Source organism: Streptomyces sp. NPDC001508, from assembly GCF_040298665.1.
GTDB lineage: Bacteria > Actinomycetota > Actinomycetes > Streptomycetales > Streptomycetaceae > Streptomyces.
Genome location: NZ_JBEPAP010000007.1, coordinates 206,054 through 231,163 on the forward strand (window position 1 = coordinate 206,054; position 25,110 = coordinate 231,163).

The 25,110-nt window shown below is 71.1% G+C and carries 25 protein-coding genes and 4 pseudogenes; 17 read left to right on the top strand and 12 right to left on the bottom strand.

Translation table 11 applies throughout. The annotated features are described in order from the left end of the window. Window positions 1-428 precede the first annotated feature (428 nt). Entirely contained in the window at window positions 429-569 is a 141-nt protein-coding gene (locus ABT245_RS10060) for a hypothetical protein (RefSeq protein ID WP_351731171.1), read from the top strand. 293 nt (window positions 570-862) lie between these two features. After that, window positions 863-2,947 (top strand): PhoX family protein, encoded by a 2,085-nt coding sequence (locus ABT245_RS10065; RefSeq protein WP_351731174.1) that lies wholly within the window; start codon window positions 863-865, stop codon window positions 2,945-2,947. A gap of 475 nt (window positions 2,948-3,422) precedes the next feature. On the opposite strand, the gene ABT245_RS10070 is transcribed toward ABT245_RS10065, so the two are convergent. The 3 genes from ABT245_RS10070 to ABT245_RS10080 all read right to left on the bottom strand — a co-directional run bounded on the left by ABT245_RS10070 (window position 3,423) and on the right by ABT245_RS10080 (window position 7,391). Further along, complete coding sequence (locus ABT245_RS10070; RefSeq protein WP_351731177.1) at window positions 3,423-5,366, bottom strand: FUSC family protein; 1,944 nt, start codon at window positions 5,364-5,366, stop codon at window positions 3,423-3,425. Window positions 5,367-5,631: 265 nt separating this feature from the next. Further along, entirely contained in the window at window positions 5,632-6,642 is a 1,011-nt protein-coding gene (locus tag ABT245_RS10075; protein ID WP_351731180.1) for a hypothetical protein, read from the bottom strand. 308 nt (window positions 6,643-6,950) lie between these two features. Further along, window positions 6,951-7,391, bottom strand: coding sequence for a hypothetical protein (locus tag ABT245_RS10080; protein WP_351731183.1), 441 nt, complete (start codon window positions 7,389-7,391; stop codon window positions 6,951-6,953). A gap of 197 nt (window positions 7,392-7,588) precedes the next feature. Here ABT245_RS10080 and ABT245_RS10085 point away from each other — a divergent pair, with 197 nt between their 5' ends. After that, window positions 7,589-8,815, top strand: a complete 1,227-nt coding sequence (locus ABT245_RS10085; protein ID WP_502982100.1) for a PP2C family protein-serine/threonine phosphatase — start codon at window positions 7,589-7,591, stop codon at window positions 8,813-8,815. 62 nt (window positions 8,816-8,877) lie between these two features. Continuing rightward, window positions 8,878-9,936: a serine/threonine-protein kinase gene (locus ABT245_RS10090; protein WP_351731186.1), complete on the top strand. Its 1,059-nt coding sequence runs from the start codon at window positions 8,878-8,880 to the stop codon at window positions 9,934-9,936. 13 nt (window positions 9,937-9,949) lie between these two features. On the opposite strand, the pseudogene ABT245_RS10095 reads toward ABT245_RS10090, so the two are convergent. The 4 genes and pseudogenes from ABT245_RS10095 to ABT245_RS10110 form a co-directional block, all read right to left on the bottom strand. Then, window positions 9,950-10,468 (bottom strand): annotated as a pseudogene (locus ABT245_RS10095) (Ig-like domain repeat protein); the annotation flags it as partial. Between the two features lie 199 nt (window positions 10,469-10,667). Further along, complete coding sequence (locus tag ABT245_RS10100) at window positions 10,668-10,904, bottom strand: hypothetical protein (protein ID WP_351731189.1); 237 nt, start codon at window positions 10,902-10,904, stop codon at window positions 10,668-10,670. 48 nt (window positions 10,905-10,952) lie between these two features. Next, complete coding sequence (locus tag ABT245_RS10105; RefSeq protein ID WP_502982101.1) at window positions 10,953-12,170, bottom strand: HTTM domain-containing protein; 1,218 nt, start codon at window positions 12,168-12,170, stop codon at window positions 10,953-10,955. Then, the gene (locus ABT245_RS10110) at window positions 12,167-12,760 is read right to left on the bottom strand and encodes a DUF5819 family protein (RefSeq protein ID WP_351731192.1); all 594 of its coding nucleotides are present in this window, start codon (window positions 12,758-12,760) and stop codon (window positions 12,167-12,169) included. Before ABT245_RS10110 ends, ABT245_RS10105 begins: the two co-directional genes overlap by 4 nt. 821 nt (window positions 12,761-13,581) lie before the next feature. On the opposite strand from ABT245_RS10110, the gene ABT245_RS10115 reads away from it, so the two are divergent. Both ABT245_RS10115 and ABT245_RS10120 read left to right on the top strand, forming a co-directional pair. Beyond that, a complete protein-coding gene (locus ABT245_RS10115) occupies window positions 13,582-13,893 on the top strand; it encodes a hypothetical protein (protein WP_351731195.1) in 312 nt (103 codons plus the stop codon). Window positions 13,894-13,959: 66 nt separating this feature from the next. Continuing rightward, window positions 13,960-14,154, top strand: a pseudogene (locus ABT245_RS10120) (transposase); the annotation flags it as partial. 32 nt (window positions 14,155-14,186) lie between these two features. On the opposite strand, the gene ABT245_RS10125 reads toward ABT245_RS10120, so the two are convergent. Continuing rightward, window positions 14,187-14,816: a TetR/AcrR family transcriptional regulator gene (locus ABT245_RS10125; protein WP_351731198.1), complete on the bottom strand. Its 630-nt coding sequence runs from the start codon at window positions 14,814-14,816 to the stop codon at window positions 14,187-14,189. Window positions 14,817-14,886: 70 nt separating this feature from the next. Here ABT245_RS10125 and ABT245_RS10130 point away from each other — a divergent pair, with 70 nt between their 5' ends. The 8 genes and pseudogenes from ABT245_RS10130 to ABT245_RS10165 all read left to right on the top strand — a co-directional run bounded on the left by ABT245_RS10130 (window position 14,887) and on the right by ABT245_RS10165 (window position 18,677). Next, window positions 14,887-15,759 carry a ketopantoate reductase family protein gene (locus ABT245_RS10130; protein WP_351731201.1) on the top strand — a complete coding sequence of 291 codons (873 nt, stop codon included), beginning with the start codon at window positions 14,887-14,889 and terminating at the stop codon, window positions 15,757-15,759. Window positions 15,760-16,279: 520 nt separating this feature from the next. Next, complete coding sequence (locus ABT245_RS10135) at window positions 16,280-17,128, top strand: helix-turn-helix domain-containing protein (RefSeq protein ID WP_351731204.1); 849 nt, start codon at window positions 16,280-16,282, stop codon at window positions 17,126-17,128. Continuing rightward, the gene (locus ABT245_RS10140) at window positions 17,115-17,279 is read left to right on the top strand and encodes a DUF397 domain-containing protein (protein WP_351731207.1); all 165 of its coding nucleotides are present in this window, start codon (window positions 17,115-17,117) and stop codon (window positions 17,277-17,279) included. The genes ABT245_RS10135 and ABT245_RS10140 overlap by 14 nt, the downstream gene beginning before the upstream one ends. Window positions 17,280-17,372: 93 nt before the next feature. Then, window positions 17,373-17,525 (top strand): annotated as a pseudogene (locus ABT245_RS10145) (DUF397 domain-containing protein); the annotation flags it as partial. 32 nt (window positions 17,526-17,557) lie between these two features. Continuing rightward, window positions 17,558-17,821, top strand: a complete 264-nt coding sequence (locus ABT245_RS10150) for a DUF397 domain-containing protein (protein ID WP_351731209.1) — start codon at window positions 17,558-17,560, stop codon at window positions 17,819-17,821. A gap of 32 nt (window positions 17,822-17,853) precedes the next feature. After that, entirely contained in the window at window positions 17,854-18,117 is a 264-nt protein-coding gene (locus tag ABT245_RS10155) for a DUF397 domain-containing protein (RefSeq protein WP_351731211.1), read from the top strand. Between the two features lie 33 nt (window positions 18,118-18,150). Beyond that, window positions 18,151-18,414 carry a DUF397 domain-containing protein gene (locus tag ABT245_RS10160; RefSeq protein ID WP_351731214.1) on the top strand — a complete coding sequence of 88 codons (264 nt, stop codon included), beginning with the start codon at window positions 18,151-18,153 and terminating at the stop codon, window positions 18,412-18,414. Then, entirely contained in the window at window positions 18,411-18,677 is a 267-nt protein-coding gene (locus ABT245_RS10165; RefSeq protein ID WP_351731216.1) for a DUF397 domain-containing protein, read from the top strand. The genes ABT245_RS10160 and ABT245_RS10165 overlap by 4 nt, the downstream gene beginning before the upstream one ends. 50 nt (window positions 18,678-18,727) lie before the next feature. Here ABT245_RS10165 and ABT245_RS10170 read toward each other — a convergent pair whose 3' ends face one another. The 3 genes from ABT245_RS10170 to ABT245_RS10180 all read right to left on the bottom strand — a co-directional run bounded on the left by ABT245_RS10170 (window position 18,728) and on the right by ABT245_RS10180 (window position 20,418). After that, window positions 18,728-19,681 carry a GNAT family N-acetyltransferase gene (locus ABT245_RS10170; protein WP_351731219.1) on the bottom strand — a complete coding sequence of 318 codons (954 nt, stop codon included), beginning with the start codon at window positions 19,679-19,681 and terminating at the stop codon, window positions 18,728-18,730. A 96-nt stretch (window positions 19,682-19,777) separates the two neighbouring features. Next, window positions 19,778-20,110 (bottom strand): DUF4333 domain-containing protein, encoded by a 333-nt coding sequence (locus tag ABT245_RS10175; protein WP_351731222.1) that lies wholly within the window; start codon window positions 20,108-20,110, stop codon window positions 19,778-19,780. A 119-nt stretch (window positions 20,111-20,229) separates the two neighbouring features. Continuing rightward, on the bottom strand, window positions 20,230-20,418 hold the full coding sequence (locus ABT245_RS10180; protein WP_351731224.1) for a hypothetical protein: 189 nt from the start codon (window positions 20,416-20,418) through the stop codon (window positions 20,230-20,232). A 129-nt stretch (window positions 20,419-20,547) separates the two neighbouring features. Here ABT245_RS10180 and ABT245_RS10185 point away from each other — a divergent pair, with 129 nt between their 5' ends. Next, window positions 20,548-21,891, top strand: a complete 1,344-nt coding sequence (locus ABT245_RS10185) for a tetratricopeptide repeat protein (protein WP_351731226.1) — start codon at window positions 20,548-20,550, stop codon at window positions 21,889-21,891. Between the two features lie 358 nt (window positions 21,892-22,249). Here ABT245_RS10185 and ABT245_RS10190 read toward each other — a convergent pair whose 3' ends face one another. Beyond that, the gene (locus ABT245_RS10190; RefSeq protein ID WP_351731228.1) at window positions 22,250-23,035 is read right to left on the bottom strand and encodes a hypothetical protein; all 786 of its coding nucleotides are present in this window, start codon (window positions 23,033-23,035) and stop codon (window positions 22,250-22,252) included. Window positions 23,036-23,336: 301 nt separating this feature from the next. Here ABT245_RS10190 and thrS point away from each other — a divergent pair, with 301 nt between their 5' ends. Beyond that, entirely contained in the window at window positions 23,337-24,566 is a 1,230-nt protein-coding gene (thrS, locus tag ABT245_RS10195; protein ID WP_351731231.1) for a threonine--tRNA ligase, read from the top strand. 194 nt (window positions 24,567-24,760) lie between these two features. Further along, window positions 24,761-25,110 (top strand): annotated as a pseudogene (locus tag ABT245_RS10200) (hypothetical protein); the annotation flags it as partial.

Sequence of the window (25,110 nt, forward strand, 5' to 3'; positions counted from 1 at the left end):
GCCGGGACCGAGGAGGTAGTCACCGCCGCCGATTTCGCAGTCGCGTTCGTCGGTTCGGGTGTGGCCGCGGGCGGGGTGTTCTCGGTCAAGCCATTGCCGTCAGCCGATTCGGGTCCGTCGGTCGGCTCGGTCGGGACCGAGGGTGCAGTCGCCTCAGCCGTCGGAGTCGCGTCCGTCGGCTCTGCCGTGGCCGCGGGCGGGGTGTTCTCGGGCGAGTCATCCACGTCAGCCGGTCCGGCATCGGCGGTCGGCTCGGCCGTGGCCGAGGGTGCAGTCGCGTCGGCGGTCGTAGTCGAGGTCGGCGCAGCGGCGGTCGCCGGTTTCGTCTCGTCGGTCGGCGTGGTCGCCTCAGGCGCCGGCGTAGGCGTGGCCGGTGCTGGGAGGTTGTCGAAGGCCGCTGTCACCAGGTCGTGTTCCGAGGAGGTGGGGTGGCGGGGCTCGGGAACCTGGGCGGGGGCCGGCTTCGGGTCGGCTTCCTGCGCCGCAGTCTCCTGTTCCGGCGCCGCAGGCTGTTGCTGCGCAGGGAGCTGATCCGCACCCTCTGCCGCGGCCGTGTGCCCCTTGCGTGATCGGCCGAATACGTTCCGCAGGAGAGTGAGAATGCCCATGTGCGCAACCCTTCGCGTGAGTTGATGCCCGTCGATCCCTGGCCAGGACGGACACGTAAGGTTAGCGGCCCCAGATGGTGATCTTGGCAGGGGCGACGGGTTCACGGCCGTGCGCGCCAGCGCGTCGGCGACTGGCTCCCCAACACCTTTGAGGCTCGTCGGGGTTCACTTTTCGTTCATCTGGAGGCTGTCCGCTCGCACACGCCTGCCCATACCGTCACGCCCACACCAAGGGTTTGTAAGGGGAGAGCAAAGTGCGCAATCTGCTGCCGATCATCGGCTCGCATTCGGGCGGGCGTTCCGCCATGACCTGCCGTTTCCGGTGTGGTGACGCCTGCTTCCACGAGGTGCCCAACACCAGCTCCAACGAGTACGTCGGCGATGTCATCGCCGGTGCCCTGAGCCGCCGTGGCGCGATGCGCGCCGCCGCCGCGGTCACGGTGGCCGCCGCCGCGGGCTCGGCCGTGGTCGCCGGTGCCCCGCAGGCCGCCGCTGTGGACGCGAAGCACGGCAAGCCGAGTAAGCCGAGTAAGCCGGGCAATCCGGTCAAACCCGGCCAGGGTGCGCGCGGCCTGCGGTTCGAACCGGTCGCCCCGAACACCGCCGACCAGGTCACCGTGCCCGGCGGCTACCGGCAGAACGTCGTCGTCCGGTGGGGCGAGCCCATCCTGCGCGGTGCCCCCGCCTTCGACCCTGAGCGCCAGACGGCCGCCGCGCAGGCCGGTCAGTTCGGCTACAACAACGACTTCCTCGCCCTGCTGCCGGTTCCCGGTGAGCACCACCGCCAGTTGCTCGTGGCCAACCACGAGTACACGGACGAGGTCCTGATGTTCCGCGGGTACGACGCCGCCAACCCCACCCGGGAGCAGGCCGAGATCGCCTGGGCCGCGCACGGTCTGTCGGCCGTCGTCGTGGAGGAGGACCGCAGGAGCGGCAGGCTGACCGTCGTCAACCGGCACCACCTCAACCGGCGTATCACCGCCACCAGTGAGTTCCGGCTCACCGGGCCCGCCGCCGGGTCGAGCCTGCTGAAGACCTCCGCCGACCCGACCGGCCGCAAGGTGCTCGGCACCCTCAACAACTGCTCCGGCGGCACCACCCCGTGGGGCACCACGCTGCACGGCGAGGAGAACTTCAACCAGTACTTCGCCAACGCCAACCGGGACACCGACAAGCGCTACGGCATCGGCACCGGCGCGACCGAGCGCAAGTGGGAGCGTTTCGACAAGCGGTTCGACGTCACGCAGGAGCCCAACGAGGTTCACCGGTTCGGGTACGTCGTCGAGTTCGACCCGTACGACCCCACGTCGACCCCGCGCAAGCGGACCGCCCTCGGCCGGTTCAAGCACGAGGCGGCGACCGTGCGGATGACGTCGGACGGGCGTCCTGTCGTCTACACCGGCGACGACGAGCGGTTCGACTACTTCTACAAGTTCGTCGGCAGCAAGCGGATGCGGCACGGCACCAGCCGTTCCGCGCGCGAGCACAACCTGACGCTGCTGGACGAGGGCACCCTGTACGTGGCCAGGCTCACCGGTGACTCCCCGGCGAGCGAGATCGACGGCAGCGGCACGCTCCCCGCCGACGGCGAGTTCGACGGCAGCGGCACCTGGATCCCGCTGGCCACCGCCACCGCGCACGGCGCCGTCTCGCACGTCGAGGGCATGACCGCGGAGGAGGTCTTCGTCTTCACGCGGCTCGCCGGTGACAAGGCGGGCGCCACGAAGATGGACCGCCCGGAGGACATCGAGCCGTCGCCGCAGTCCGGCAAGGTGTACGTCGCGCTCACCAACAACACCAACCGCGGCAAGGCCGGTTTCCCCACCGCCGACGAGGCCAACCCGCGCACCAACAACAAGCACGGGCACATCCTCGAACTCACCGAGCGGCGCAACCGGGCCGACGCCACCTCCTTCGGCTGGTCGCTGTTCCTGGTCGCCGGTGACCCCGCCGACCCGGCCACCTACTTCGCGGGCTTCCCGAAGGACCGGGTGAGCCCGATCTCCTGCCCGGACAACGTGGCCTTCGACGCGCACGGCAACCTGTGGATCTCCACCGACGGCAACGCGCTCGGCACGCACGACGGCCTGTTCGGCGTCGCCACCAAGGGTGCCCGGCGCGGTGAGCTGAAGCAGTTCCTGACCATGCCGAACGGAGCCGAGACCTGCGGCCCGATCATCCAGGAGCGCCGTGTCCTGGTCGCCGTGCAGCACCCGGGCGAGGTGGACGGGGCGTCCGTGGAGAAGCCGGCGAGCGCCTGGCCGGACGGACCCGGGAAGATCGTGCGGCCCGCCGTGGTCGCGGTGTGGCGCGCTGACGGCCGCGACATCGGCGTCTGACGGCGCGACGTCGCTGTCCTGCGGGGCGCAGCGTCGGCGTCCTGCGGGGCACGGCGTCGGCGTCTTGCGGGGCGCGGCGCTGGCGTCTTGCGGGGCCTGGCGTTGGCGTCTGACGTGTCCGGCGTCTGACGGGGCGTGGTGTCGCGTCTTGCGGGGCGCGACATCGACGTCGGACGGGCGCGACATAGGCGTCTTACGGGTCTCGGCATGGGCGCGAAAACCCACGCCGGACCGGCAGCCGACCACGATGGGTGGTTGGCCGATCAGGGGCGCGGGGAACTGCGCGAGAACCCATGACGGGCCTGCGGTCGACCACGTTCGGTGGTTGGCCGATCAGGGGCGCGGGGAACTGCGCGAGAACCCATGACGGGCCTGCGGTCGACCACGTTCGGTGGTTGGATCAGGGGCGCGGGGAACTGCGCGAAACCCACGCCGCCGGGACGGGTCTCGTATCGACGCCCGACCGCCCGCGGCGTCAGTGCGGGGACGCGATCGCCCGGGCCGCGGCGACCTCCTGGCGCAACGGCTCCAGGACGCCGTCCGCGGGTCCGGTGAGGTCCGTACGGACCGCGATCAGCGTCTCCGCCCGGCGCACACCCTCCGCCAGCTCCCCGAGCTGGCGGACCACCTGGTCGACCTCGGCGGCGGACGGGGGCGGGGCGCCGTGCCGCACCCGCACCCGGGCCGCCGTCGTGGCGTCGACGATCCTCTCCACGGCGACCACCAGCGGCCACCACGCGGCGGCGCGGCGGCCGGTGGGCGGTGGTTCGGTCAGGGCGCGCTGGAACTCGGTGCGGATGACCGAGAGATCGCGGTAGAGGCGGCGGCGCATACGGACACCCGTGGCCGGGTCGGCGTCGGGCCGGAACGCCGACTCGATGTAGCGGGCCGTGTCCGCCACCGCGTCGGCGAGCCGGTCGCCGACCCGGGTGCGCCAGCTCTCCGGCCACAGCAGATAGCCGACGACCAGGGCGATGGCGCAGCCCAGCAGCGAGTCGAGCAGCCGCGGCAGCAGCAGGGCCGTCCCCTGGTGGTTCAGGATGTCCGAGAGCAGCAGGATCACCGGGGTGATCGCCGCGGTCTGGTAGCCGTAGCCGCGGGGTGTGAACGCGGGGATCAGCGGCGCCAGCACCACCATCACCGGCACATCCCACCAGCCCCTGGGCACCTCGGCGAGGACGGCCGCCGCGACCAGCAGGCCCGCCACCGTGCCCAGCGCGCGCAGCAGCGCGCGGGAGAAGACCGAGCCGAAGTCGGGTTTGAGGACGAAGGTGATGGTGAGGGCGACCCAGTAGGAGCGGGGCACCGGCAGGTTCGACACCAGTACCTGGGCCAGCCCGATGCACAGGGCCAGCCGCAGGCCGTAGCGCCAGGAGCTGGCGGACAGGGTGACGTTGCGGGCGGCCCGTGCGGTGCGGACGCGCAGCGCGGCGGGGCCGCCGGGGCGGTCGTCGGTGCCGCGGGGGTCCATGTCGGGGGCGGCCACGACGGCGGCGGCGTGCCGCAGGGCGTGGTCGACGGCGCGCGCGGTCTCGCCGGCCGGTGCCGGCAGGGCCGGGCCCGCCGGTACGGGGCCCGCGCCGGCCACGGCGTCGGCGAGGCGGCGCACCGCCGCGGGGATCTGTGGCGGCAGCGGTCCGCCGGCCAGGTGGGCGGCGGGTGCCGCTTCCACGACCGGGGTGATCGCGTTCAACTGGGCGAGCAGTCGCGTGAGTTCGGGGCTGCGGCCGTGGTGCCGGGCACGCCGGGCGAGGATCAGGTCGTACGACTGGTTCAGGGACTGGGTGACCGCGCGGCGGGCGTCGTCGTACTCCTCGGTGCGGTCGGTGCCGGACACGGCGAGCAGCGCGGCGACCGCCCGGTACGCCTGCGCCACGGCCGTCCGCTCGGGCACGCCGGAGCGCAGCGGCCAGGAGAGCAGGGCGAGCAGCAGGACGAGCAGCCCGCCGCCGGTCATCAGGACCGGGGCCAGCCACCAGGGCGGGGGCAGCGGAAGTCCCGCGCCGACCACGGCGTTCAGGAGCAGCAGCAGTCCCGACACGGAGGCCACCGCGCCGATCGTCGAGATCATCCCGGAGACCAGCGCGACGAGGGTGAGGACGCCGACCGCGAGCCAGCCGTGGCCGTGCACGGCCGAGCCGAGGGCGACGCCGACGGCACCGAAGAGCTGCGGTACGGCGATGTTGAGTATCCGCAGGTGGTAGGCGTCGGCGGTGTCGCCGATGACGCCGGACAGGGCGCCCATCGCGGCGAGCGCGCCGTAGTCGGGGCGGCCCGTGGCGAGTCCCAGGGCCAGCGGCAGGGCCATGGCGACGGCCGCGCGGACCATGGCGGGCCGGTTGACGGGCGCCCGCTGCGGTCGGAAGTTCCGCACCAGCCAGTCGGGAGGGGTGAGGCCGATGGGGAACTCGCGGGACATGCGCCCATTATGTGCCGGTCATGTCCGGGTCACTACGGCCGGGCCCTGGCCCACCCTCCGGCGGCATTCCCGCCGGTGGAACGTGAAGCCGACGAGACCGCGCGGTAGTCCGTGGCGGCGAGGTCCAGGAAGCGGAGGTGCTGAAGGCGCCGGTCGGCACGGGCGGGGCGGCCGGTCCGACGGCGGCGAACCGCCTCCGCAGGCCCAACTCCCCGCGACGGCCGCCGACCTGGCTTGCGGCGAGCGGATGTGTCCGCTGTCGTGGTCAGGCTCCGGGGGTGGCGGTGGGGCCTCCTGGGGGCCAGCCTGCTCCTATGCCGGCTTCGGTCTGTACGGGCTCGTCGTCGAATGCGGCGGGACGCGGCGACCGGGCGGGGTCCGGGCGGGTGGGCAGATCACGCGGCCGAGGGGACAGAGTGCGTACGTTCCGGGTCAGCCAGGTGACCACGGCCACCGTGAGGCCGAGGCCGAGCAGCAGCCAGGAGACCGTGCGCAGGGTGGCCGTGAGGGCGTCGTAGACGGCGCCGGCGGCCGGCTGGGGGACGTCGGCTGGCAGGTCGGCGAGGGTGAGGCGGCGGCCGATGGCGAGGGCGACGCCGAGCAGGGCGCCGCCGAGGGCCGTGCCGAGCGCGGTCGCGGTGATCGCGCGCCGGCGGTGGACGGCGAGGGCGATGCCCGCGACGGCGAAGACGACGGCCGCCACGGGGAGCCAGAAGCCGGCGACTTCGAGCACGTGGTACCCCTTCCGGAGCGGAGCCAGTTCGTGGGCGGGCAGGACGGCGAACACGGTGTGCTCGACCGGGATCCGGTCGGCGAGCGGCATGTGGTCCTCGGCGAGTTGGCGTTTGACCTGGGCGGTGACGGGCGCGAGGTCGACGGTGACGGGCTGTTCGAACAGGTCGTCCTCGGCGTCCTCGTCGCGCAGCGCGCGCAGTACGGCGTCGTGGGTGGCGCGGTTGCCCTCGTCCCAGGCGAGACGGAAGGCGCGGGTCTGGGTGAAGGAGTGCACCGCGTCGTGCACGAACGGCCCGACGGTGCCCCGCACCGGGCTGACGTCGAACTTCTGGTCCACCTCGCGCATGATTCCGGCCCCGACGGTGTCGGCGACCGCGTCCCGCACGTCCGGGTCGGCGGCGAGCGGCGCCATCGTCGTGACGTACCGGCCGGTGTCGGTGAGACCGTACGCCGCCCAGGCCGCCAGCGCACCGAACGGCACGATGAGGCAGGAAAGGCCGATCAGCGCCGCCGACAGGGCGCTCCTGAGACGTGGGGGCACCCTCCCAGCCAACGTCCTTCGGCCCCGAAAGGCGACCGTTATGACTGCAATCGGGTGGAATGCGGACCGTATTCAATCCGCCACTGCCACTGCCACCGCCACCGCCACCGCCACCGTCACCAGACGCCCACGTGCGGTCGCCTCGGCGGCGGTGCCGTGTCGTGCTCTGTCGCGCTCTGTGGCGGTCCCGGCCGCAGTGGTGTGCAGCGGTCGCGGCCGCGGTCCCCGCCCGGTGGCGGGGCGGGCCCGAGGTGCGGTGTGCCGGAGGCGGTGTCCCCGCCCGGCGGCGGGGCATGCCGGAGGCGGGGTCAGCGGATTCGGTGGCCCTCTGCGTCCTCGTGGGTGTAGTAGCGATAGAAGATCACGATGAAGATGACCGCGGCGACGGCCAGTGACATGCCGGCGGAACGCAGCGCGGACTCCCCGGACTGGCTGTACAGGAAGCCGAACGCGATGCCGCCGAACGCGGTCCACAGCAGCGCGTGCACCTCCCGCCGCATCCGCGGGGCCAGCGCCTGCACGCCCAGGTACACCAGGACGAACACCAGCGCGGTCACGAAGCCGAACAGCAGGTTCCCGCCGGTGATGGGCCCGCCGTCGCGTCGGTTGGCCGCGGCCCAGTAGCCGTAGAGCAGCCCGAGCAGGACGGGGAACGCCAGCCGGGCCACCGCGTGGGTGCGTTCGTCGAAGACGTCGGGTTGCCGGCGCTCGCGGGGCATGCCCCCGGACGCGGGTGCCGCATGAGTCATGAGAGCACTCCTCTCTCTTCTCGCCCCCGGATGCATCCCCTCGGGATGCGCCTTTCGGGACGCGCCCCTCGGGATGCGCCCCACGAGCGCGCCCCACGGAGATGCGCTCGCGAGATGCGCCCCCTCGGGACGCGCCCCGGGCTTCCAGCGCACACCTGGGCCGGGGGCCTGGCAAGTCGTACGGGCCGGGTGCCCGGATGCGGCCGGTGCGCACCCATGCTTGTCTGAAGTCCATGAAGGGCGGGCCGCACGCCGCGATCGAAGGCGACGACGCCCCGCCGCGGCAGCAACTGCTGCGGATCCACGGGCTCAGCGTCGCGTGGGTGGTGCCGCTCCTGCTGCTCGGGCTGATCGTCGTGGTCGACGTCAGCACCACCGAGAAGTTCCGCGTCATCTCCTGGATCGTCCTTGTGCCCGGCACGGCCGCCGCGATCTGCGGGGTGTGCACCACGGCCGGGTTCGCGGTGCTCTCGCTGCTGGCATACATCCTCGTGGACGCCGCCTGGCCGAGCCAGTACCAGGCGGGCCTGCCGGACATCGTCCTGGTCGCGCTCGGCGGGTTCCTCGCCACACTGGCGTGCGTGGTCCGGCTGCGCGCCGAGCGCCTGATGCTGCACATGCGGGACGTCGTCGACACGACCCGCCGCACCGTGCTGCGCCGGCTGCCGCCGGCCTGGGCCGGCCTGGAGAACGCGGCCGTCTATCTGTCCGCGGACACGGACGCCCGTGTCGGCGGCGACTTCTACGACATCCAGCCCGGCCCCCACGGCCCCCGTGTCTTCGTCGGCGATGTGCAGGGCAAGGGCCTGGGCGCGGTGGACACGGCCGTCGCGCTGCTCGGCACCTTCCGGGAGGCCGCCTACCACGAGCGGGACCTGGCGGCCGTGGCCGTCCTGCTGGAGACCCGGATGCTGCGCCACCGCCGGTACATGGCCGACCTCGGCCGCAAGGAGGGCGACCGGTTCGCCACCGCCCTGCTGGTCGGCTTCCCCGTCCGTGAGTCGGGCTTCGTGGAGATCGTCAACTTCGGCCATGAACCGCCGATGGCGGTCGCCCCCGGCGGGGCGCGGCTGCTCTCGCCCGGTGACGGACTGCCGCTCGGCATGAGCGAGTTCGCGGACGGACCGCCGCGGGTGCGGCGGGTGGCGCTGGGCGCCGGGGAGACCCTGCTGCTGGTGACCGACGGGGTGACGGAGGCCAGGGACGCGGAGGGGGTGTTCTATCCGGTGGAGCGAGAGGTGGCCCGGGCGGTGGCCGCGGATCCGCGGACGGCCGAGCCGAGGCGGCTGGTGTCCGCGGTGCGGGCCGGTACGCTCCGCCACACCGGCGGTCATCTCGGGGACGACACCACGGTTTTCGCGGTACGGCGGGTGCTGGGCTGGACTCCCGCCCAGATTCCCGTACGGGGACGTTTGCGCTCCTGAGCCCCTTCTTTGCAGCAGCAGCGGTTACCGTGCTGCCCTAGGTGATCGACAGGGGAGGGACGATGCCCGGAACCGTGCTGCTGCTCGCGGCCTCGCCGATGGGCCGGGGGCGGCTGGTCGACGCGGCCTGCGTACTCCCCGTCCTCGCGGCCGTCGCACCCGACGTGCTCGCCGGCACGGACACCGCCAACGTGGTCGAACTCGCCGACCCGGTGGAGCCGCAGGCCGTGCTGACCAGGCTGCGCGCCGCCGCGGCGGCCCCCGGCCCGCTGACCGTGTTCGTCACCGGCCAGCTCCAGCTCGACCGCCGTCAGCGCCTGCCGCATCTGGCGCTGGCCCGCACCACCGCGGCGACCGTCCGCTACACCGCCTTCCCCTGGCACTGGATCCGTGAGGAGCTGCGGCTGCGCCCGTCCGGCGCGACCGCCCTCGTCGTCGATCTGCACACGGACGCCGAAACCTGGCAGCACCTGAGCACCACACCGCTCGACTCCGGCCGGGGCAACCCGGTCTACGGCCGGATAGCGCCGCCCCCGGCCCGCCGCACCCTCGCCGTGCCGTCGTACATGAAGGCGGTGGCGACGGTGCTGCGCAGCGGGCACCGGCCGCCGCTGGAGCAGCTGCACCAGCAGGTGGTGGCCCGGCTGGGCGAGGAGGCGGCCGGCAACATCCTGCTGGCCGCGCCCGCCCCGGCGGACGGCGATCCGCACGCCGCGATCACCGCCGCCGTACAGGCCGGCCGGCACGCCGAGGCGGACGCGCTGGCCGCGCGGTGGGAACAGGCCGCGCTGCGCGCGCACGGCCCGGGTTCCGAGGACGCGCTGCACTGGGCCGAGGTCCGCGCCGACCTCGCGATGTTCGCGGGCGACGCGGTGGGCAGCTGCCGCACCTGGCTGACCGTGGCCGGGGCCCGGCTGGCGGCCGGGCAGCCCGCCGACGCGCCCGCGGTGGAGGCGGCCGTGGACCGGGCCCACCACCAGTGGGGCCGCATCGCCGACGCGGCCCACGCCCGGGAACTCGGCCCCGCCCTCGCGGAGCTACGCCGCCGCGTCCCGGGCCGCAGACAGGGCGCCCTGGACCATGTCCAGCAGCATCTCCGACAGTTGCAGACCCAGGGCTGAGCCGCCCGGCCCGTCAGCTGGTGAAGGTGAAGTACTTCCAGGCGCCGTGCGTGGTCGAGTTCACGGTGTCACCGGAGCCGCCGTTGACGTAGGAGGAGCGGGCCCGGAAGCGCCAGCCGGTGTCGTGGGTGCCCTCCAGCCGCACGTTGGACATGCCCGTGGAGCTGAGCGCGAAGTAGTCCGAGCCGGCGTCGTACCAGTGGCCGCTGTAGTACAGCTGGAACGTGAGCCGCTGCTTGCGGCCCGGGTAGGCCGACATCGTGGTGGTGAACAGCGGGTCCTTGGACTTGTGGAAGAAGGAGTACGTGTGGCCCCACGTGCTCTTCGTCTTGTAGTGGCCGCTGACCGACGTGGACACCTTCACCCGGGCGCCGGCCGTGCTGGCCACGGTGCGCGGCTGGTAGCGGGCATCGCCCGCGAACTTCGCCCTGACCTTGGTGTCCCGCTTGAGGTCCAGGGTGACGGACAGGTTTCCGCTGGAGTTGACCGTGCCTGACTTCACCAGCTTGTTCGGCTTGTCCCCGCCGAACGGTCCTCCACCGGCTCGCCGACCGCATCGTCTCCTGACCTCCACCCGGCTCCCGGCGGCCTGACCGCAGCGCGGTGGAGCATGGCCGGCTCATCGAGCGGCGCGCGTCCCCATGTCGAGGCGCCCCCCCTGGAAACCGCCATGTCGAGGCGCCCCCTATGCCGAGGCGCCTCTCCACATCGAGTCGGCCCGGCGCGGACTGTCAGGCCGGGGCAGGCATGTTCGGTATCGGGTGGCTCGGAGAGTCCAGCCAGGTGCGTTGCTCCTCGGGGGTCACGGTCACGCCGAAGCGATCCGGGCCGGGCCGGTCGTTGTCCAGGTACAGCTCGTGTGCGGTTTCCACCGCCTCCCACAGCAGCCGGGGCCCGGCCTGCAGTGCCGTGCCGTGCTCCGCGCGTGCCCACGCGCCGTCAGCGCCCCACAGCTCCACGGCCGTCACGCTGCCGTCCTCGGCGCGCTCGAAGGCGAACGCGGCAGCGTTCAGGAGTTACGGCCTTGCTGTCTGCGAAGGCGTGCGTCGCGGGGGCGGTGTCATCGCTCGGCTTCGGGAGGCCGTGCGGGCCACGCGGTCGCCCACCCGGCGTAGCAGTGCAGTGGGGAGGAAGAGCGCGTCGGCGGCGATCATCGCCAACGCGAAGAAGGGCAGACCGAGCACGATTCCGATGCCCGCGTGCATGGACATCATGATCGCAACCATCACGGTTCTCACTCGGCTGTTGAACAGCGTGAAGGGGAAGGCGACTTCGACGATCACCGTGCCGTAGGTCAGCAGCAGGACGATCAGACTGCTGCCGGCGACGGCGTGGGACACAGCTGGCCACGGCGTGACGTCGCGGAGGTGCAGCACGTAGTAGAGCGCCGTTCCGTCCTGCCAGAAGGAGCCTTGGATCTTGTACCAGCCGGAAGCGGCATAGATGAGGCACACCTGGGCCGCGATCACGAACATCGCGCCCGCGTGCACCACGTTGCCGACCATTTCCATGACGGTGCGCGGCTCTCCGGGGGCGTGGTGTCGAACCAGCCACCACGCCAGTTGCGCGAAGGCGAAGCCCCAGAGCAGCAACGCCCAGCCGGTACCCAACCTGCCCAGCCCGGTGGCCAGGGCGAGTACGGTGGTGAAGAAGGCCCACAACACGATCCCGACCACGTCCCGGCCACCGTCGCGGCCGTGTGCGGCACGCCGCGCGTCCAGCGACCAGACCCGACTACAGCGGGTGAACACCAGGTAGATCGCCATGAGATGGATGACGTTGTCGCCGCCGTCCCCCATGAAGGGGTTACGGTTCTGGAGCGCCAGGACACCCATCATGAAGAGCAGCGAGGCGGTGCGGGTCCGCCACCCGAGGAGCAGCATCACCGACGCGGCGATCGCCGCCACGTAGACGATCTCGAACCACAATCGGCTGTCATGCCACGTCAGTACGGTGAACGCCTGGTTCGTCGCGTTCCATTCACGGGCCATGGCCCAGCTCCAAGCGCTGTCCGGCCCGTACAGCTCGTTACGGTGCACCCACTCGCGCAGCAGCAGGGCGAGCCAGGTGAGCGAGAAGCCGATGCGAACGACGGCCGACTGGTACGGCGCGACGACATCGCTGGTGATACGCGCGAGCCCTCGCCCGACAGCGGCGCCGATGCCGCGCGACAGCCGGGCGGACGGGGACGGTTGGGGTGCGCGGCCGGGCGTGGCCGAAGGGTGTGCGGTCACTTGAAGTCCTCCGCGTTGACGTCCCACCACGGTTGAACCGCATAGCCGGTCCGTGTGTCGGCCTGCTGACCACTCCAAGGGGGCTTTCCCACCGGTGTGTCGGCCGAGCGCAGCTGGATGAATCGCACGGTGCCGCCGTCGACCTGCGGTCCCAGACGATGGGCGGCGATACGCAGCACGTACTGCCGCATCAGCTCCCCGTACAAACCAGTTGGACGTCCCTCGTTGTCGAGCGAGTCGACGAAGTTGGACCAGGCGTGCGGAAGTTCGTCCTGGTGCGCGTGGCTGGGGAGAGGGTTGTGCACGATCCGCTTCTGATCCATCGCGGTCAGGTCCACCCAGCCGGTATCAGTGAGGTTTCCGCCGGGCATCTGGACTTTCGCGCGAGCGTGCACATGGGTGTTCACCGATTGCGGATCGGGCGCGAAAAGCTGCCACTCCTGCACAAACTCGGGGGCGACATATTTTTCGATGTCGGCGGCGTGCCGCTGGGAGAAGGAGTTGGTAGGGGCGTTGTAGAGGAAGAGCATGGTCAGGTGCACGGTGGCCGCGGCCACGACACCCACCACTGTGAGCGCGATGATGCTCACCGATACGGATGAGAGGCCGTGCTGTCGGCTCGCCCTGCCGACGTGGTCCACACATGATCCGGTGTGGCGGTCCGCACGTGATCCGGTGTGGTGGTCCACACATGAACCGGTGCGGTGATCCGCACGTGATCCGGTGCGGTGGTCCGCGCCTCCCGAAGCTTTTCCGGTCGGCGCGCGCCTGTCACTCCTAGGCCGCATGCCTCACCCCACGTTGCCGCGGACGTTGCCTTGCGCGCCGTCTTGCGCGTCGCCCTGGACGCGGACGCGGGCTCGTCACCTGGAACTCCGATCGCCGCGTCATCGCGGCGACAAAGCGGAGGCCGGAAGCGCCCCGTCCCTTTATGTTCCCTCGCCTTCGCCGGAGTGTCGACCGGGGGCGGGCAGGCCGCGGCCACCGGCATCCTCGCGGGTTGCGAGAGACGGCCTACCCGGCCGAACCGCCGACGCACGAGCCGGGCGCCACGCGTGTCCGCACGTCGGCCACCCACGTCGCCCACCTGACCCGGCCGGCCCTCGGGCCCGGCTTACCGCAGAACGATGTCGACGGGTTCGGGTGCTGCCGTAATGCCGAACGTGTGCCGGCACTCGCCGAAGCCTTCGACCGGCGTGAGTTGTTGAGGCTGCCCGTGCCCCCGTTCGACGGTGAGGACCGCCCAGGAGTTGTCGTCAAAATGGCGCCGGTGAGACCCATGGCATCCAGTGCCGCAGGTCGTGGGGCAGGGCATCCTGGTCAGGGGAGACACCCGGATATTCCGGCAGTTGTGGCCACTGGCTGCGCCGATAGTCTCTCCGGAACAGAGCCAACGAATTGCGAGTAGCTGATGATCCGAGACCTGTACAACGTCCGGTTGCAGCCTGCGGAAGGCGACTCCACGCCGCTCACCGAGGAAGAAGAGCAGCGCGCGCGGGCAGTGTTGTTCAACGATCTGGGCAACGTCATCGCCGAACGGGGCTGGGTCCGGTTCCCCGCATACTCGCCGGAGGAACGCCGTCGGCTGGTTGATGTCGCGCACCGTCTCAGTGCTCATTGGGGGCAGCAGGTGTTCATCGAGGCCGAGGATCAGTGCGCCATGAAGCTCTATCTCGCCGGGCATGGGCCACAGTCGGTGAAACCGCTGCTGCCGCAGGCGTGAGGACACCATCGGTGTGATCCCGGCCAGTGGATCACGGTTGGGTGATACGTCGCCATGAACCGTCCGATGCCGAGCGGGAGTCCGTCCGGCCGCTGCTGCCCGCGTCCTTGCGGGGGGCGGAAGAGGTCGGACGACCGAAGGGTCCTCAACGGGATCGTGTGGACGTTCCGCACCGGGACAGCCTGCCGGAAGGTGCCCGAACGGTACGGACCGCGGGCCACGTTGCACACCCGCTTCCGCCGATGGGCCAGGGACGGCACCTTCGATCGGATACTCCGGGACGCACAAGCGCGTCAGGTTCGGGTCGGTGGTGCACTCATCGCTGCCGTCAGGAACGTGATCGCCCATCGCCGGGCCGCCTCGCCCGCTACCGGGGACACGCAGCCAGGGGAGGGCTGCTGGTGGACCTCGAGGCGGTCGACGGCCGTCACGGCGAGGATCCCCCGCATCCGGAACCGCAGCTCCTGGGGGGAAAGGCCGGGCAGTACGCGCGCGAAGGCTGCGAGGTAGCGCTCGCGGACCGAGTCCTCGGCCGGGCCGGTCCAACTGCGTGCCTCCTCGGCCGGGTCGCTGAGGATCGTCACGATCAGCCGGGACGTCCGGGCGCCGCCCTCGTCGCCGGCCGGCATCTCGTCGAACAGCGGCCCCGCGAATGCCTCCACCAGTTCGCTGACCGGTGGGTCGGGGGTCCGGGCGAGCAGTTTGTCGAGCCCGGCGCACTGGGCAGCGTTGATGGGCTCGATCACGCGGCGGGCGACTGCGGCCATCAGCTCCGCCTTCGAGCCGAAGTGGTAGCCGACGGCGGCCAGGTTCGCTCCGGCGAGTTTGGTGATCGCGCGGACCGAGGTGCCGCGGTATCCGTGTTCGGCGAAGAGGTGCTCGGCCGCGTCGAGGATCTGGGTGCGGGTGTCTGGGGTCGCCACACGAGGGACTCTACATATGTTTGAATGAAACGAACGTATGAGTCAAACGAACGTGTGAAAGAGGGCTGTCATGAAGCTGCTCGCGTACGGCGCCGGGGTTTGCGGCAGCCTGTTCGCCGCCCGTATGCACGAGGCCGGCCACGACGTCTCGCTCCTCGCCCGGGGCGAGCGCCTGACCGCCCTGCGCCGGCACGGAGTGCAGCTCGCCGAGGAAGACGGCCCAGCTGTCGAGCGGGTGCCGGTACCGGTGGTCGAGCACCCGGACGGCGGGTACGACCTGATCACCGTCTTCGTCCGCACCCAACAGGTGGATGCAGTGCTGGAATCTCTCGCCGGTGTCCAAGGTGATGTGCTGTTCCTGCTCAACTGGGCAGCCGGCCCGCAGACGCTGGGTGCGGTGATCGGCCACGAGCGGGTGCTGCTCGGCTTCCCCATCACTGGCGGCACGATGGACGGCGACGTGGTCCGCTACCGCAAGAGCAGTTTCATCACCCGCCGGATCGCGATGCCGATCGGCGAGCCCGACGGCCGTACCACCCCGCGACTGGTACGGATCGTGGAGACGTTCCGTACCGCCGGGATCAACGCCAAGGCCGAGCCGCAGATGGATGCCTGGCTCAGGACGCACGCCGCGTTCGAGGTCCCGCTCGGTCAGGCGGTACTCGCGGCGGGCGGCCCGGTGGTGCTGGCCGACGATGCGGACGCGGTCCGCGGCATGCTCCACCTCATGCGGCACAACCTCGCCGCGATGGAGACGCCGCCGGTACCTCGCGCGTTCGCCGCGTTGCGGGCTCTGCCGCAAGGGCTCCTCGTGGCCGTGCTCCGGCGCTTCCTGAAGAGCCCGACGGCCGTGCACAGCGGACTCAACGACTTCTCGCCCGCCACGGCAGCCGAACTCGAGCGGCTGGCCGAACAGCTCCGTGCCCCTGCGGGAGCCCGCTGAGCGGCAGGTCGCGGCGCCGGCCCGGGCCAGGAGGCCGTACGTCTCCCAGAACGCCGCTCGCCCGTCCGGCTTGGCCCTCGCCCTGCGGATGGTTCAGTCAGCCGTCGGATCGCCTTGCAAGGTGCGATCGAAGTCGATCACCCGCCGAGTGAGGGCACTGAAGCCGACGCGTCCCGAAGACAGTTGATCGTCCAGGAACCATCCGACAGGAGACGGGGTTCGTTGATCGCATCGAAGGTAGCGCGGCGCTGGTCGACCAGGTCTGCGACCTTACGCAGGTCGGTGGCGTCCAGTCCGACGGCGTCGAGGTCGGCGGCGATGAGCCGGGGTATCAGCGGGGCGATCGGCGCGAGGTGGGCAGGCTCGCGAACTCGTTCCGCATCAGGGCGAGTTCACTGCGGACCGCTTGTGCGGTGGTGGTGCGACACGGAGGATGACCGGCCGGCCCTCGCCGCTTCAGGGTGGGGCGGTTTTGTGATTTGCCTCACCTGAGCGGAGCGGGTCGGTTACGCTGCGCTATATGGTGCACATCCGTGAACTCGACCCGAGCGCATCGCCGTTGGACTACTTCGGCTACGAGTTGCGCCGAAAACGGGAAGAAGCGGGGCTGACGCAGAAGGAACTCGGCGGGATCGTCTTCTGCACGGGTTCACTGATCGGCCAGATCGAAACGACGCTCAAGGTACCGACGAGAGAGTTCGCCGAACGGGTGGACGCGGCCCTCATGACCGACGGTTGCTTCACGCGCTTGGTGGGGCTGGTCCTTCGCAGTCAGCTCCCGCACTGGTTTCAGTCGTACGCAGAGATGGAGGGGAAGGCCAGCTACGTCTCCACCTATCAGTGTCAACTGGTGTACGGGCTGCTCCAGACACAGGCGTACGCAGCGGCTCTGCTGGAGGTGGACTACCCGGATCGGGTCGAGGAGATGGTCGCGGCCCGAATGGAGCGGCAGCGCATCCTGAAGCGGGAGCAGTCGCCCGTCCTGTGGGTGGTCATGGACGAGTCGGTGCTGCTCCAGACGGTCGGCGGCCGTGTGGTGATGCGCGAGCAGCTGGCACATCTGCTGACCTTCCGGGACAATCCGTGGGTGCATCTCCAGGTGCTGCCGTTCGACGTCGGAGCGCATGCGGGGATGATGGGCTCGTTCAACGTCCTACGTTTTGACGGCGACCCTGATCTCCACTACTGCGAGAGCTACGACCAGGGGCATATGACGGCCAATCCGCAAGTAATCAGGGAGCGTTCGGTCGGTTACGCTCGCTTGCAGGCCACTGCCCTCTCTCCGGAGGACTCGGCCGACCTGATCGCTGGCGTGATGGAGGACCGTTATGGAGACCAGTCGGCAGACGAAGGCTGTGACGTGGCGTAAGTCGAGTTACAGCGGCACCAACGGCGGTGATTGCGTCGAGGTCGCCGACCTCGGCGGCCAGGTCGCTGTCCGTGACTCCAAGGACTTGCAGGCGGGGCGGTTCGCCGTCGCGCCGGAGGCATGGACCGCCTTCGTGCACGACCTGAAGTGACCTAGACCGACCCCATGTGTTAGAGGAACGCTTTAGGGAGCGGTCGGCAGTTGAGCACCGCGACGTAGAGCAACGGCGGCGGCTGCGTGGCGTAAGTCGTCGTACAGCGGCAACACCGGTGGCGATTGCGTTGAGGTCGCCGATCTCAACGCAATCGTCGCCGTGCGGGACTCCAAGAACCCTGGGGCGGGGCGGTTCGCCGTCGTGCCGGAGGCATGGACCGCTTTCCTGTACGACCTGAAGTGACCTAGACCGACCCCACGTGTTGGAGGAACGCTATGGAGAACGGTCGGCAGTTGAGCACCGTGACGTGGCGTAAGTCCAGCTACAGCGGCACCAACGGTGGTGAGTGCGTCGAGTGTGCCGCGCTCGGCACGGCTGCGTGGCGTAAGTCGTCGTACAGCGGAAACACCGGCGGTCAGTGTGTAGAGGTCGCCGACCTCGGCGGCCAGGTCGCTGTCCGTGACTCCAAGGACTTGCAGGCGGGGCGGTTCGCCGTCGCGCCGGAGGCATGGACCGCCTTCCTGTACGACCTGAAGTGACCTAGACCGACCCCACGTGTTGGAGGAACGCTATGGAGAACGGTCGGCAGTTGAGCACCGTGACGTGGCGTAAGTCCAGCTACAGCGGCACCAACGGTGGTGATTGCGTCGAGTGTGCCGCGCTCGGCACGGCTGCGTGGCGTAAGTCGTCGTACAGCGGCAACACCGGTGGCGATTGCGTTGAGGTCGCCGATCTCAACGCGCTCGTCGCTGTCCGGGACTCCAAGGACCCTGGGGCGGGGCGGTTCGCCGTCGCGCCGCAGGCATGGGGTGCCTTTCTGCGCGACCTCAAGTGACCCTTCAGCGACCCCGCATGACGGAGGAACGCTATGGAGACCAGCCAGCACTTGAAGACCGCGAGGTGGCGTAAGTCCAGCTACAGCGGCCCCAACGGTGGTGAGTGCGTCGAGTGTGCCGCGCTCGGCACTGCCGTGTGGCGCAAGTCGTCGTACAGCGGCAGCAATGGCGGTGCGTGCGTTGAGGTCGCCGATCTCCGCGCCCTCGTCGCTGTTCGTGACTCGAAGAACCACAAGGCGGGGCGGTTCGCCGTCGCGCCGGAGACCTGGACCGCCTTCCTGCGGGAACTCAAATGACCTTGAGGCCCCTCGTGATGGAGGACGTCGTGTGGCGTAAGTCCAGTTACAGCAGTACCAACGGTGGTGAGTGCGTCGAGTGTGCCGCGCTCGGTACGGCTGCGTGGCGCAAGTCGTCGTACAGCGGCAGCAGCGGCGGTGAGTGCGTCGAGGTCGCCGACCTCAACGCGCTCGTCGCTGTCCGGGACTCGAAGAACCCCGGCGCGGGACGGTTCGGCGTTGCGCCGCAGGCGTGGGGTGCCTTCTTGCGGAGCGTCAAGTGAGCTGACCCCCACCGGCGGAACGGGCACAGGTGTTGAAGGTGCCTGTGCCCTCAGCCAGCGGTACCGGTTTTGATGAGGGGCGCGTCCCGCGTGAACTTTCGGAAGCCGACGCTGTAGTACAGCCCGCGCGCCTGGGGATGTCCCGGCGCACCCAGGCAGGCGACCGTCATATGCGTGGCCCCGGCCGCCCGTGCCAGATGCATCCCGTGCAGAAGCATCGCTCTGCCCAGCCCCAGACGCCGGTAGTCCCGATGCGTCCCGACCGGCTCGAACTCAGCGGTCCTGTTCGCCTTGTCGAGCCACATGATCGTCGAGGAGGCCATCGTCCCGTCCGGCGCCTCCACCAGGATGTGCAGGTCGCCGCGGTATCCCGGCGCCCGCCGGACACCCTGGTAGCTCTCGGCCGTGTACGTCGAGGGACTCCAGGCGTCCAGATGGGCCTGGACCGCGGCCTTCGGCCCGGCCTCGTCGGCGGTGCGGAACCGGAAGCCGGCCGGCAGCACCGGCTGTTCCACATCGGTGAGGTCCCGCTGGTTGAGCTGGGTCCAGGACCCGGTGTCGCCGAGCGCGGCCGGGTCGGTCTCATAGCCGTGCGCCGCCCATCGCCGCAGGGCGAACTCATCGGCGGCACCCGGGATCACCGTACGCTCGACGTCCGCCGCCGTACCGTCGTACCAGTCGATCACCTCGTCGACCAGCCCGGCATGGTCGGGATGGACCTGATACGCCAGATAGGCACCGGTGACGTCCTTCACCGACCCGTCGGTGTGCCGCACCCGATGCGGAAGATGGGCCCAGCCCCACGACACCAGGTCCCCGCCGGAGAACCACAGCCGACGCCGCCAGCTCGCGCCGTCGCGGGCGTGCCCCTTGCCCCAGTTCCACGCCAGTTCGCCGAACGACGCGTCGCTGTTCACCAGGTCCGGGCGGACGGCGGTGACACGCTGTGCCAGGCCCTGCATGAGCTGTACGTCCGCGACGGTCACCGGCTCGGAGTTCGCCATGGTGTGCCACTGTTCCAGGACTTGGCAAAGCCGTCGAACCGTTTTCCGGTGCCGCCGATCGCGGCAGTCGGCAGCACCACGTGCGAGGCACGTCCACTAGCCGAGGAACGCCGCCGAGACCTTGCCCTGGTCGCTGACGACCTCGACCTCCACGAACTTCGCGGTGCTGAGGTCCGCGTCCCAGTAGCGGCACTCGAACTTGTTGCCCTTGTCGGCCACGACGGAAGCGGGACAGGACAGCCGGTCGGCGGGGCCGGGCCGGCCGCCCTGGATGTCGGCCATCACCTGCCGCTCCAGTCCGTCCTGGTCCAGCACCCTCGGCTGGGGGTCCGTGCTCATCACCTTGATCGTGACCGCCACCGCGCAGCCGGCGACCACGACCGAGGAGAGCGCCACGACCGTACGCGCGAAGTTCCGTTGATCAGACACGCGGACAGTCCTATCGGTCAGGCGGCCGGTCGGCAATCCGCCTGATCCGGAAAACCCGGACCCTCCACCGACGGCACACCCGACCAGCACACCCGGCATCCGGGTGTCGCCTTTTGGCGCTAGCGTGACGGTGAGGGGTGGGTGACCGTCGGCGGGGGCGCCTGGGTGGCCCTCGCCGGACCGGCGTTCGCGGCGGCGATCAGGGCGGCAGCCGCCAGTACGGCCGCGATCAGGCCGCGGGCGGCGGTGGTTCCCTTGAGCGAACGGAGCCGGAGGTGGGGGAATGCGGTGGGGCTTCCGTCACGCACGGATGAGTGTCCGAGCACGGCTACCTCGCAACATCAGCGGCGTATTAAACATGCTTAACCCGCCGTTTAACCTAGGGGTTGTACGAGCCTAACGGCAAGGGGACCAGGGGCAGTTGGGGGAGCCGCAGGATGCAGGAGCGAGACGACCCGGAGACCGTCGGGCGACGGGTGCAACAGCTGCGCACCGCACAGGGGCTGACGCAGCGGCAGTTGGCCGAACCCGCCTACACGCCCGCCTATATCTCCACCCTGGAGGCCGGGCGGGTGCGGGCCTCCGACGACGCGCTGCGGCACATCGCGGGGCGGCTCGGCGTCGCCTTCGAGGAACTGGCCATCGGACGGCCCGCGCACCTCGCGACCGATCTGCGGCTGCGGCTCACGGAGGCGCAGCGCACCCTGGCCACCGGGGCGGCGGAGGAGGCGGCCGGTCAGTACGACGTCCTGTGTGCCGAGGCCGAGACCCATGGGCTGGCCCACGAGCAGGCCACCGCGCTGCTCGGACTCGGCGAGTGCGCCCTGGACACCGGCGACCTGGCCGAGGCGCGGGAGTACTTCGAGCGGGCCGAGGAACGTATGGCCGGTGAGCCGCTGCCGGTCCGGGTGCCGGCCGTACGCGGACGTGCCGTCGCCCACTACCTGGCCGGTGAACTCCGGTACGCCGTCTATCTGCTGGAGTCCACCCTGGACGAGCTGAACCGGGGCGGGCTGCACGATCCCGACGCCCTGCTGCTGCTCTACGCCAGCGTCATCGGCCCTTACATGGACATGGGCGCCCAGGCCCGCGCCGCCCAGGCCGCCGAGTTCGCTCTCGCGCTCGCCCCGCAGGTCGCCGACCCCGCGCTGGTGGCCCGTATGCACCGCTCCGTCGCCCGTACCCTGCTCGCCGAGGGCCGGGTCGCCGAGGCCGACGCCTCGCTGGCCAAGGCCGTCGAGCTGTACCGCCAGCTCCAGATCCGTACCGAACTCGCCAACTGCCACTGGATGCGCGGCTATGTGTATGCGCAGGACGGCGAACTGGAGCGTGCCGAAGCCGAGTTGCGGGAGGCGCTGGAGATGCTCTCCGCCAAGCGCGCCGCCCTCTACAGCAGTCAGGTCGCCGTCGAACTCGCCGATGTGCTGCACCGGCGGGGCAAGTCGCAGGAGGCGGCCGAACTGCTGCACGGTGTGCTCGGCGACCTCTCCTCCGAGCGGGGCGCCGTGCACTCGGCCGGGGCGCACCGGCTGCTCGGCATCATCGCCGAGGACGCCCGGGACTCGGAGGCCGCCGAGGAGCACTATGTGCGTGCGCTGAGCCTGCTGGAGCGGGCCGGTGCCGCCGGTGACCTCGCCGACCTGTGCCGGCTCCTCGGTGATCTGCTGCGCCGTACCGGGCGGGTGGAGGCCGCGCTGGACGCCTATCGGACCGGCCTCGGACACCGTACGGCCCCGGGCACCACCACCCTCGGGCCCGCGCCCGCCCAGCCACCCCTGTGACGAGCGGCGTCCGCCGTGGAACGGGCGGGTGCCGGTGAACTGTCCGGCCAGGGCGTGGCCTTGGGGGCGGTGCAGGGCCGTGGTCCTTCTCGCGGACCGTCCGATCACCGGGGCGTCACGCGGTGATGGTGGGTCCGCGTCGTCGGCCACCGGGGCGTCACGCGGTGATGGTGGGTCCGCGCCGCCGGCCACCGGGGCGTCACGCGGTGATGGTGGGTCCGCGCCGCCGGCCACCGGGGCGTCACGCGGTGATGGTGGGTCCGCGCCGCCGGCCTGCCGGCCGCCGTGCAGGCGGTGCCCGGTACCCCGGTGCGTTTCGTGGGCCGTGCGGCGCCGCGGGCGGCGGGCGGGCCCGTCGTCAGGTCTGCGTCCGGCCCTGCTCGCGGATGCGGGTGAGGCGCTGGGTGCCGAGTTCAAGGGCCTGGTCGGTGGCGTCCTCGGACACCTCGCCGAGAGTGCCGTTGGTGACGACGATCGCGTCCTCGCCGACCCGTGCCGCGGCGACCTCAAGGGTGAGGGCGGAGGACTCGTCGTCCTCGGACGTGGTCGCGCCGGTCAGTGTGATCCGCAGGCCCTGCCGGGCGTCGCCGACCTGCGGCAGCTCGATCTCCGAGACCTGGACGTCCAGTTCGCCCGCGCTCTGGGACTTTGCGGTGAACCGGCCGCATGTCTGCGGCAGTCCGTTCAGCCAGGCCAGCGTGCGGTTCACCGCGGCCGGGCCGCGGGTGGCGACCTGATAGCGCAGCTGGCCGCCCGCGTCACCGTCGTCGAGCGCGGTCACCGCGTGCGTTCCCGGCGCGTCGCCGAACAGTTCCTCGGTGTACAGGGCGTCCATCAGCTGCTGGCACTCGGGCATGTCGGTGGTCGCCTTCAGCAGCCCGTCCCGCCAGGTCGCGGCGCCCTGCGTCGGTCCCCAGGACGCGCCCAGGTCGGCCATGGTGATCAGCGCGTCCTGTGCCTGCGCCGCGGTGAGGTCGGGCGTTCGGCCCTCGGCGCGCCGCCCGGCCGAGGGCGACGGTACGGCACCGGGTTCCGCCGCCGCCCGCTCCGGCTCCCTGGTGAGGCAGCCGGGGACGGTGAGCAGTGTGGCGGCGGCGAGCGCGAGACCGCAGACGGCGCGGAGGCGGGCCGGGGGCAGGGACATCGCGGGCTCCTGGGGCCGGTGACCGAGGCCGAGTCTCCTCGTCCCTCGACTGATCGTTTCCCCCACGCCACCACCCACCGGCCCCGCCCACCAGCCGGGCGAGCCGACCGAGTGACCCCCACCCGAAAACCCTTGGCCCGCCCGCCGTCCCGGTTGCTACGGTCCCGGCATGAAGCGCGCCCAGCCGCAGCCGTCGGCCACGACGACGCCGGAGTCCGTCCCGGCGCGCTGACACCTGATCCAGTCCGAAGCCCCGGGGCGAGTGCCCCGGGGCTCCGTCACGTGGTCACTCGCCCTCCGTTTGGAGGAGACGACCATGCACGACCACCGCAGGCTCGGCCGCGAGCTGGAACTCTTCGACACCGACCCCCTGATGGGCGCGGGCCTGCCGTACTGGCTGCCCGCCGGCGCCGTCGTCCGGCACACCCTGGAGGAGTACGTCCGGGACGCCGAACGCCGCGCCGGGTACCGGCACGTGTACTCGCCCGTGCTCGGCAAGCGCGAGCTGTACGAGATCTCCGGTCACTGGGACCACTACCGCGACGACATGTACCCGCCGATGCGGCTCGGGGCGGAGGAGGTCGTACTGCGTCCGAGCCTGTGCCCCCACCATGCCCTCGTCTACCGCTCCCGCTCCCACAGCTACCGCGAACTGCCACTGCGCATCGCCGAGTTGGGTGCCATGTACCGGGCGGAGCTGTCCGGGGTGCTCGGCGGGCTGACCCGGGTGCGGGCCATCCACCTCAACGACGCGCATATCTTCTGCACCCTGGAACAGGCCGCCGACGAGGCCCGCGGCGCCCTCGAACTGATCGCCCGCGCCTACGCCGACCTCGGCATCCGCGCCGCCCGGCACCGGCTGTCGCTGCCCGGCGAGGGCGGCAAGTACGTCGCCGACCCGGAGCTGTGGCGGCGGGCCACCACCCTGCTGCGGCAGGTGCTCGCCGCGTCCGGCCTCGACCACGAGGAGGCGGAGGGCGAGGCCGCCTTCTACGGCCCCAAGATCGACGTACAGGTCGTGGACTCGGCCGGACGCGAGGCCACCCTCTCCACCGTCCAGATCGACTTCCACCAGCCCGCCCGCTTCGACCTGCACTACATCGGCGCCGACGGGGCGCGGCACCGGCCGGTGATGGTACACCGCAGCATCATCGGCAGTGTGGAACGCGCCGTGGCGCATCTCGTCGAGGAGCACGGCGGGGCGCTCCCGGCGTGGCTGGCGCCCGTACAACTCGTCGTGCTGCCGGTCGCCGAGGCTCAGGAGGAGCGTGCCCGGGCGGTGGTGCGGGAGGCACGCGCCCGGGGGCTGCGGGCCGAGACCGCCGGCCTGGAGCACGGCAGCCTCGGCGCCCGCGTCCGGGCGGCGCGCCTTGTCCCGTATCAGGCCGTGATCGGTGAGCGGGAGGCCGAAGGCGGGTCGGTGGCCGTACGGCTGCGGGACGGGCGCCGTGTGGGGGCGCTGCCCGTGGACGACCTGCTGCACCGGATCGCCGCGCGGGTGCAGGCGCGGGGGTCCGTGTTGTGGGGGTGAGGGGTTGCGGACTGCTGGCGGTTGACTGTGCACGGGCGTGTTTGGGTGCACATGAGTGAGTGTCCGGGCTGGGGCCTGTGCGACCGCGTGGGGCAGAACGAAGATTCCTCTGTCGAGTGTGGGACCTTTCCTGATGGTGGTCGTTGGGTACGGTGACGGGCTCTTCGCAAGACGCCGGGACGGGGGGTGAAGGCATGGGCAGGGTGCGGGAGATGGCGGCGCCGTTCGTGCTCCCCGGCCCTTCGGGAGTCGCGATCCGCGACCGGCTCAAGGGGCTGACCACCGAGGACGGGAAGGTACTGCGCCTGGTCGGCGATCATCTGGGCACGCTCGCATCCCGCGACCTGAAGGCCCGCTGTGCGGCCGGGCTGGAGCACGACACCGGCCAATGGGCGCAGCGCAAGCGGGCCCTGACCGAGGAGTCTTCCTCCCGGTGGGCGGGCAGCATTACGAAGGCCACACATGATCAGTGGGCGCTCGCCCGGCGCGCGCAGCTCGCCCACCTCCAGAGCCTGGAAGCGGGTGTGCGCACCATCGCGCACCG

Excerpts from the sequence above, each read along its gene's own strand:
- ABT245_RS10070 (WP_351731177.1), bottom strand. The coding sequence starts at position 5,366 with ATGTCCCGCGAGTTCCCCATCGGCCTCACCCCTCCCGACTGGCTGGTG.
- ABT245_RS10080 (WP_351731183.1), bottom strand. The coding sequence starts at position 7,391 with ATGACTCATGCGGCACCCGCGTCCGGGGGCATGCCCCGCGAGCGCCGG.
- ABT245_RS10085 (WP_502982100.1), top strand. The coding sequence starts at position 7,589 with ATGCGGCCGGTGCGCACCCATGCTTGTCTGAAGTCCATGAAGGGCGGG.
- ABT245_RS10090 (WP_351731186.1), top strand. The coding sequence starts at position 8,878 with ATGCCCGGAACCGTGCTGCTGCTCGCGGCCTCGCCGATGGGCCGGGGG.
- ABT245_RS10115 (WP_351731195.1), top strand. The coding sequence starts at position 13,582 with ATGATCCGAGACCTGTACAACGTCCGGTTGCAGCCTGCGGAAGGCGAC.
- ABT245_RS10130 (WP_351731201.1), top strand. The coding sequence starts at position 14,887 with ATGAAGCTGCTCGCGTACGGCGCCGGGGTTTGCGGCAGCCTGTTCGCC.
- ABT245_RS10135 (WP_351731204.1), top strand. The coding sequence starts at position 16,280 with ATGGTGCACATCCGTGAACTCGACCCGAGCGCATCGCCGTTGGACTAC.
- ABT245_RS10150 (WP_351731209.1), top strand. The coding sequence starts at position 17,558 with ATGGAGAACGGTCGGCAGTTGAGCACCGTGACGTGGCGTAAGTCCAGC.
- ABT245_RS10155 (WP_351731211.1), top strand. The coding sequence starts at position 17,854 with ATGGAGAACGGTCGGCAGTTGAGCACCGTGACGTGGCGTAAGTCCAGC.
- ABT245_RS10160 (WP_351731214.1), top strand. The coding sequence starts at position 18,151 with ATGGAGACCAGCCAGCACTTGAAGACCGCGAGGTGGCGTAAGTCCAGC.
- ABT245_RS10165 (WP_351731216.1), top strand. The coding sequence starts at position 18,411 with ATGACCTTGAGGCCCCTCGTGATGGAGGACGTCGTGTGGCGTAAGTCC.
- ABT245_RS10170 (WP_351731219.1), bottom strand. The coding sequence starts at position 19,681 with ATGGCGAACTCCGAGCCGGTGACCGTCGCGGACGTACAGCTCATGCAG.
- ABT245_RS10185 (WP_351731226.1), top strand. The coding sequence starts at position 20,548 with ATGCAGGAGCGAGACGACCCGGAGACCGTCGGGCGACGGGTGCAACAG.
- ABT245_RS10190 (WP_351731228.1), bottom strand. The coding sequence starts at position 23,035 with ATGTCCCTGCCCCCGGCCCGCCTCCGCGCCGTCTGCGGTCTCGCGCTC.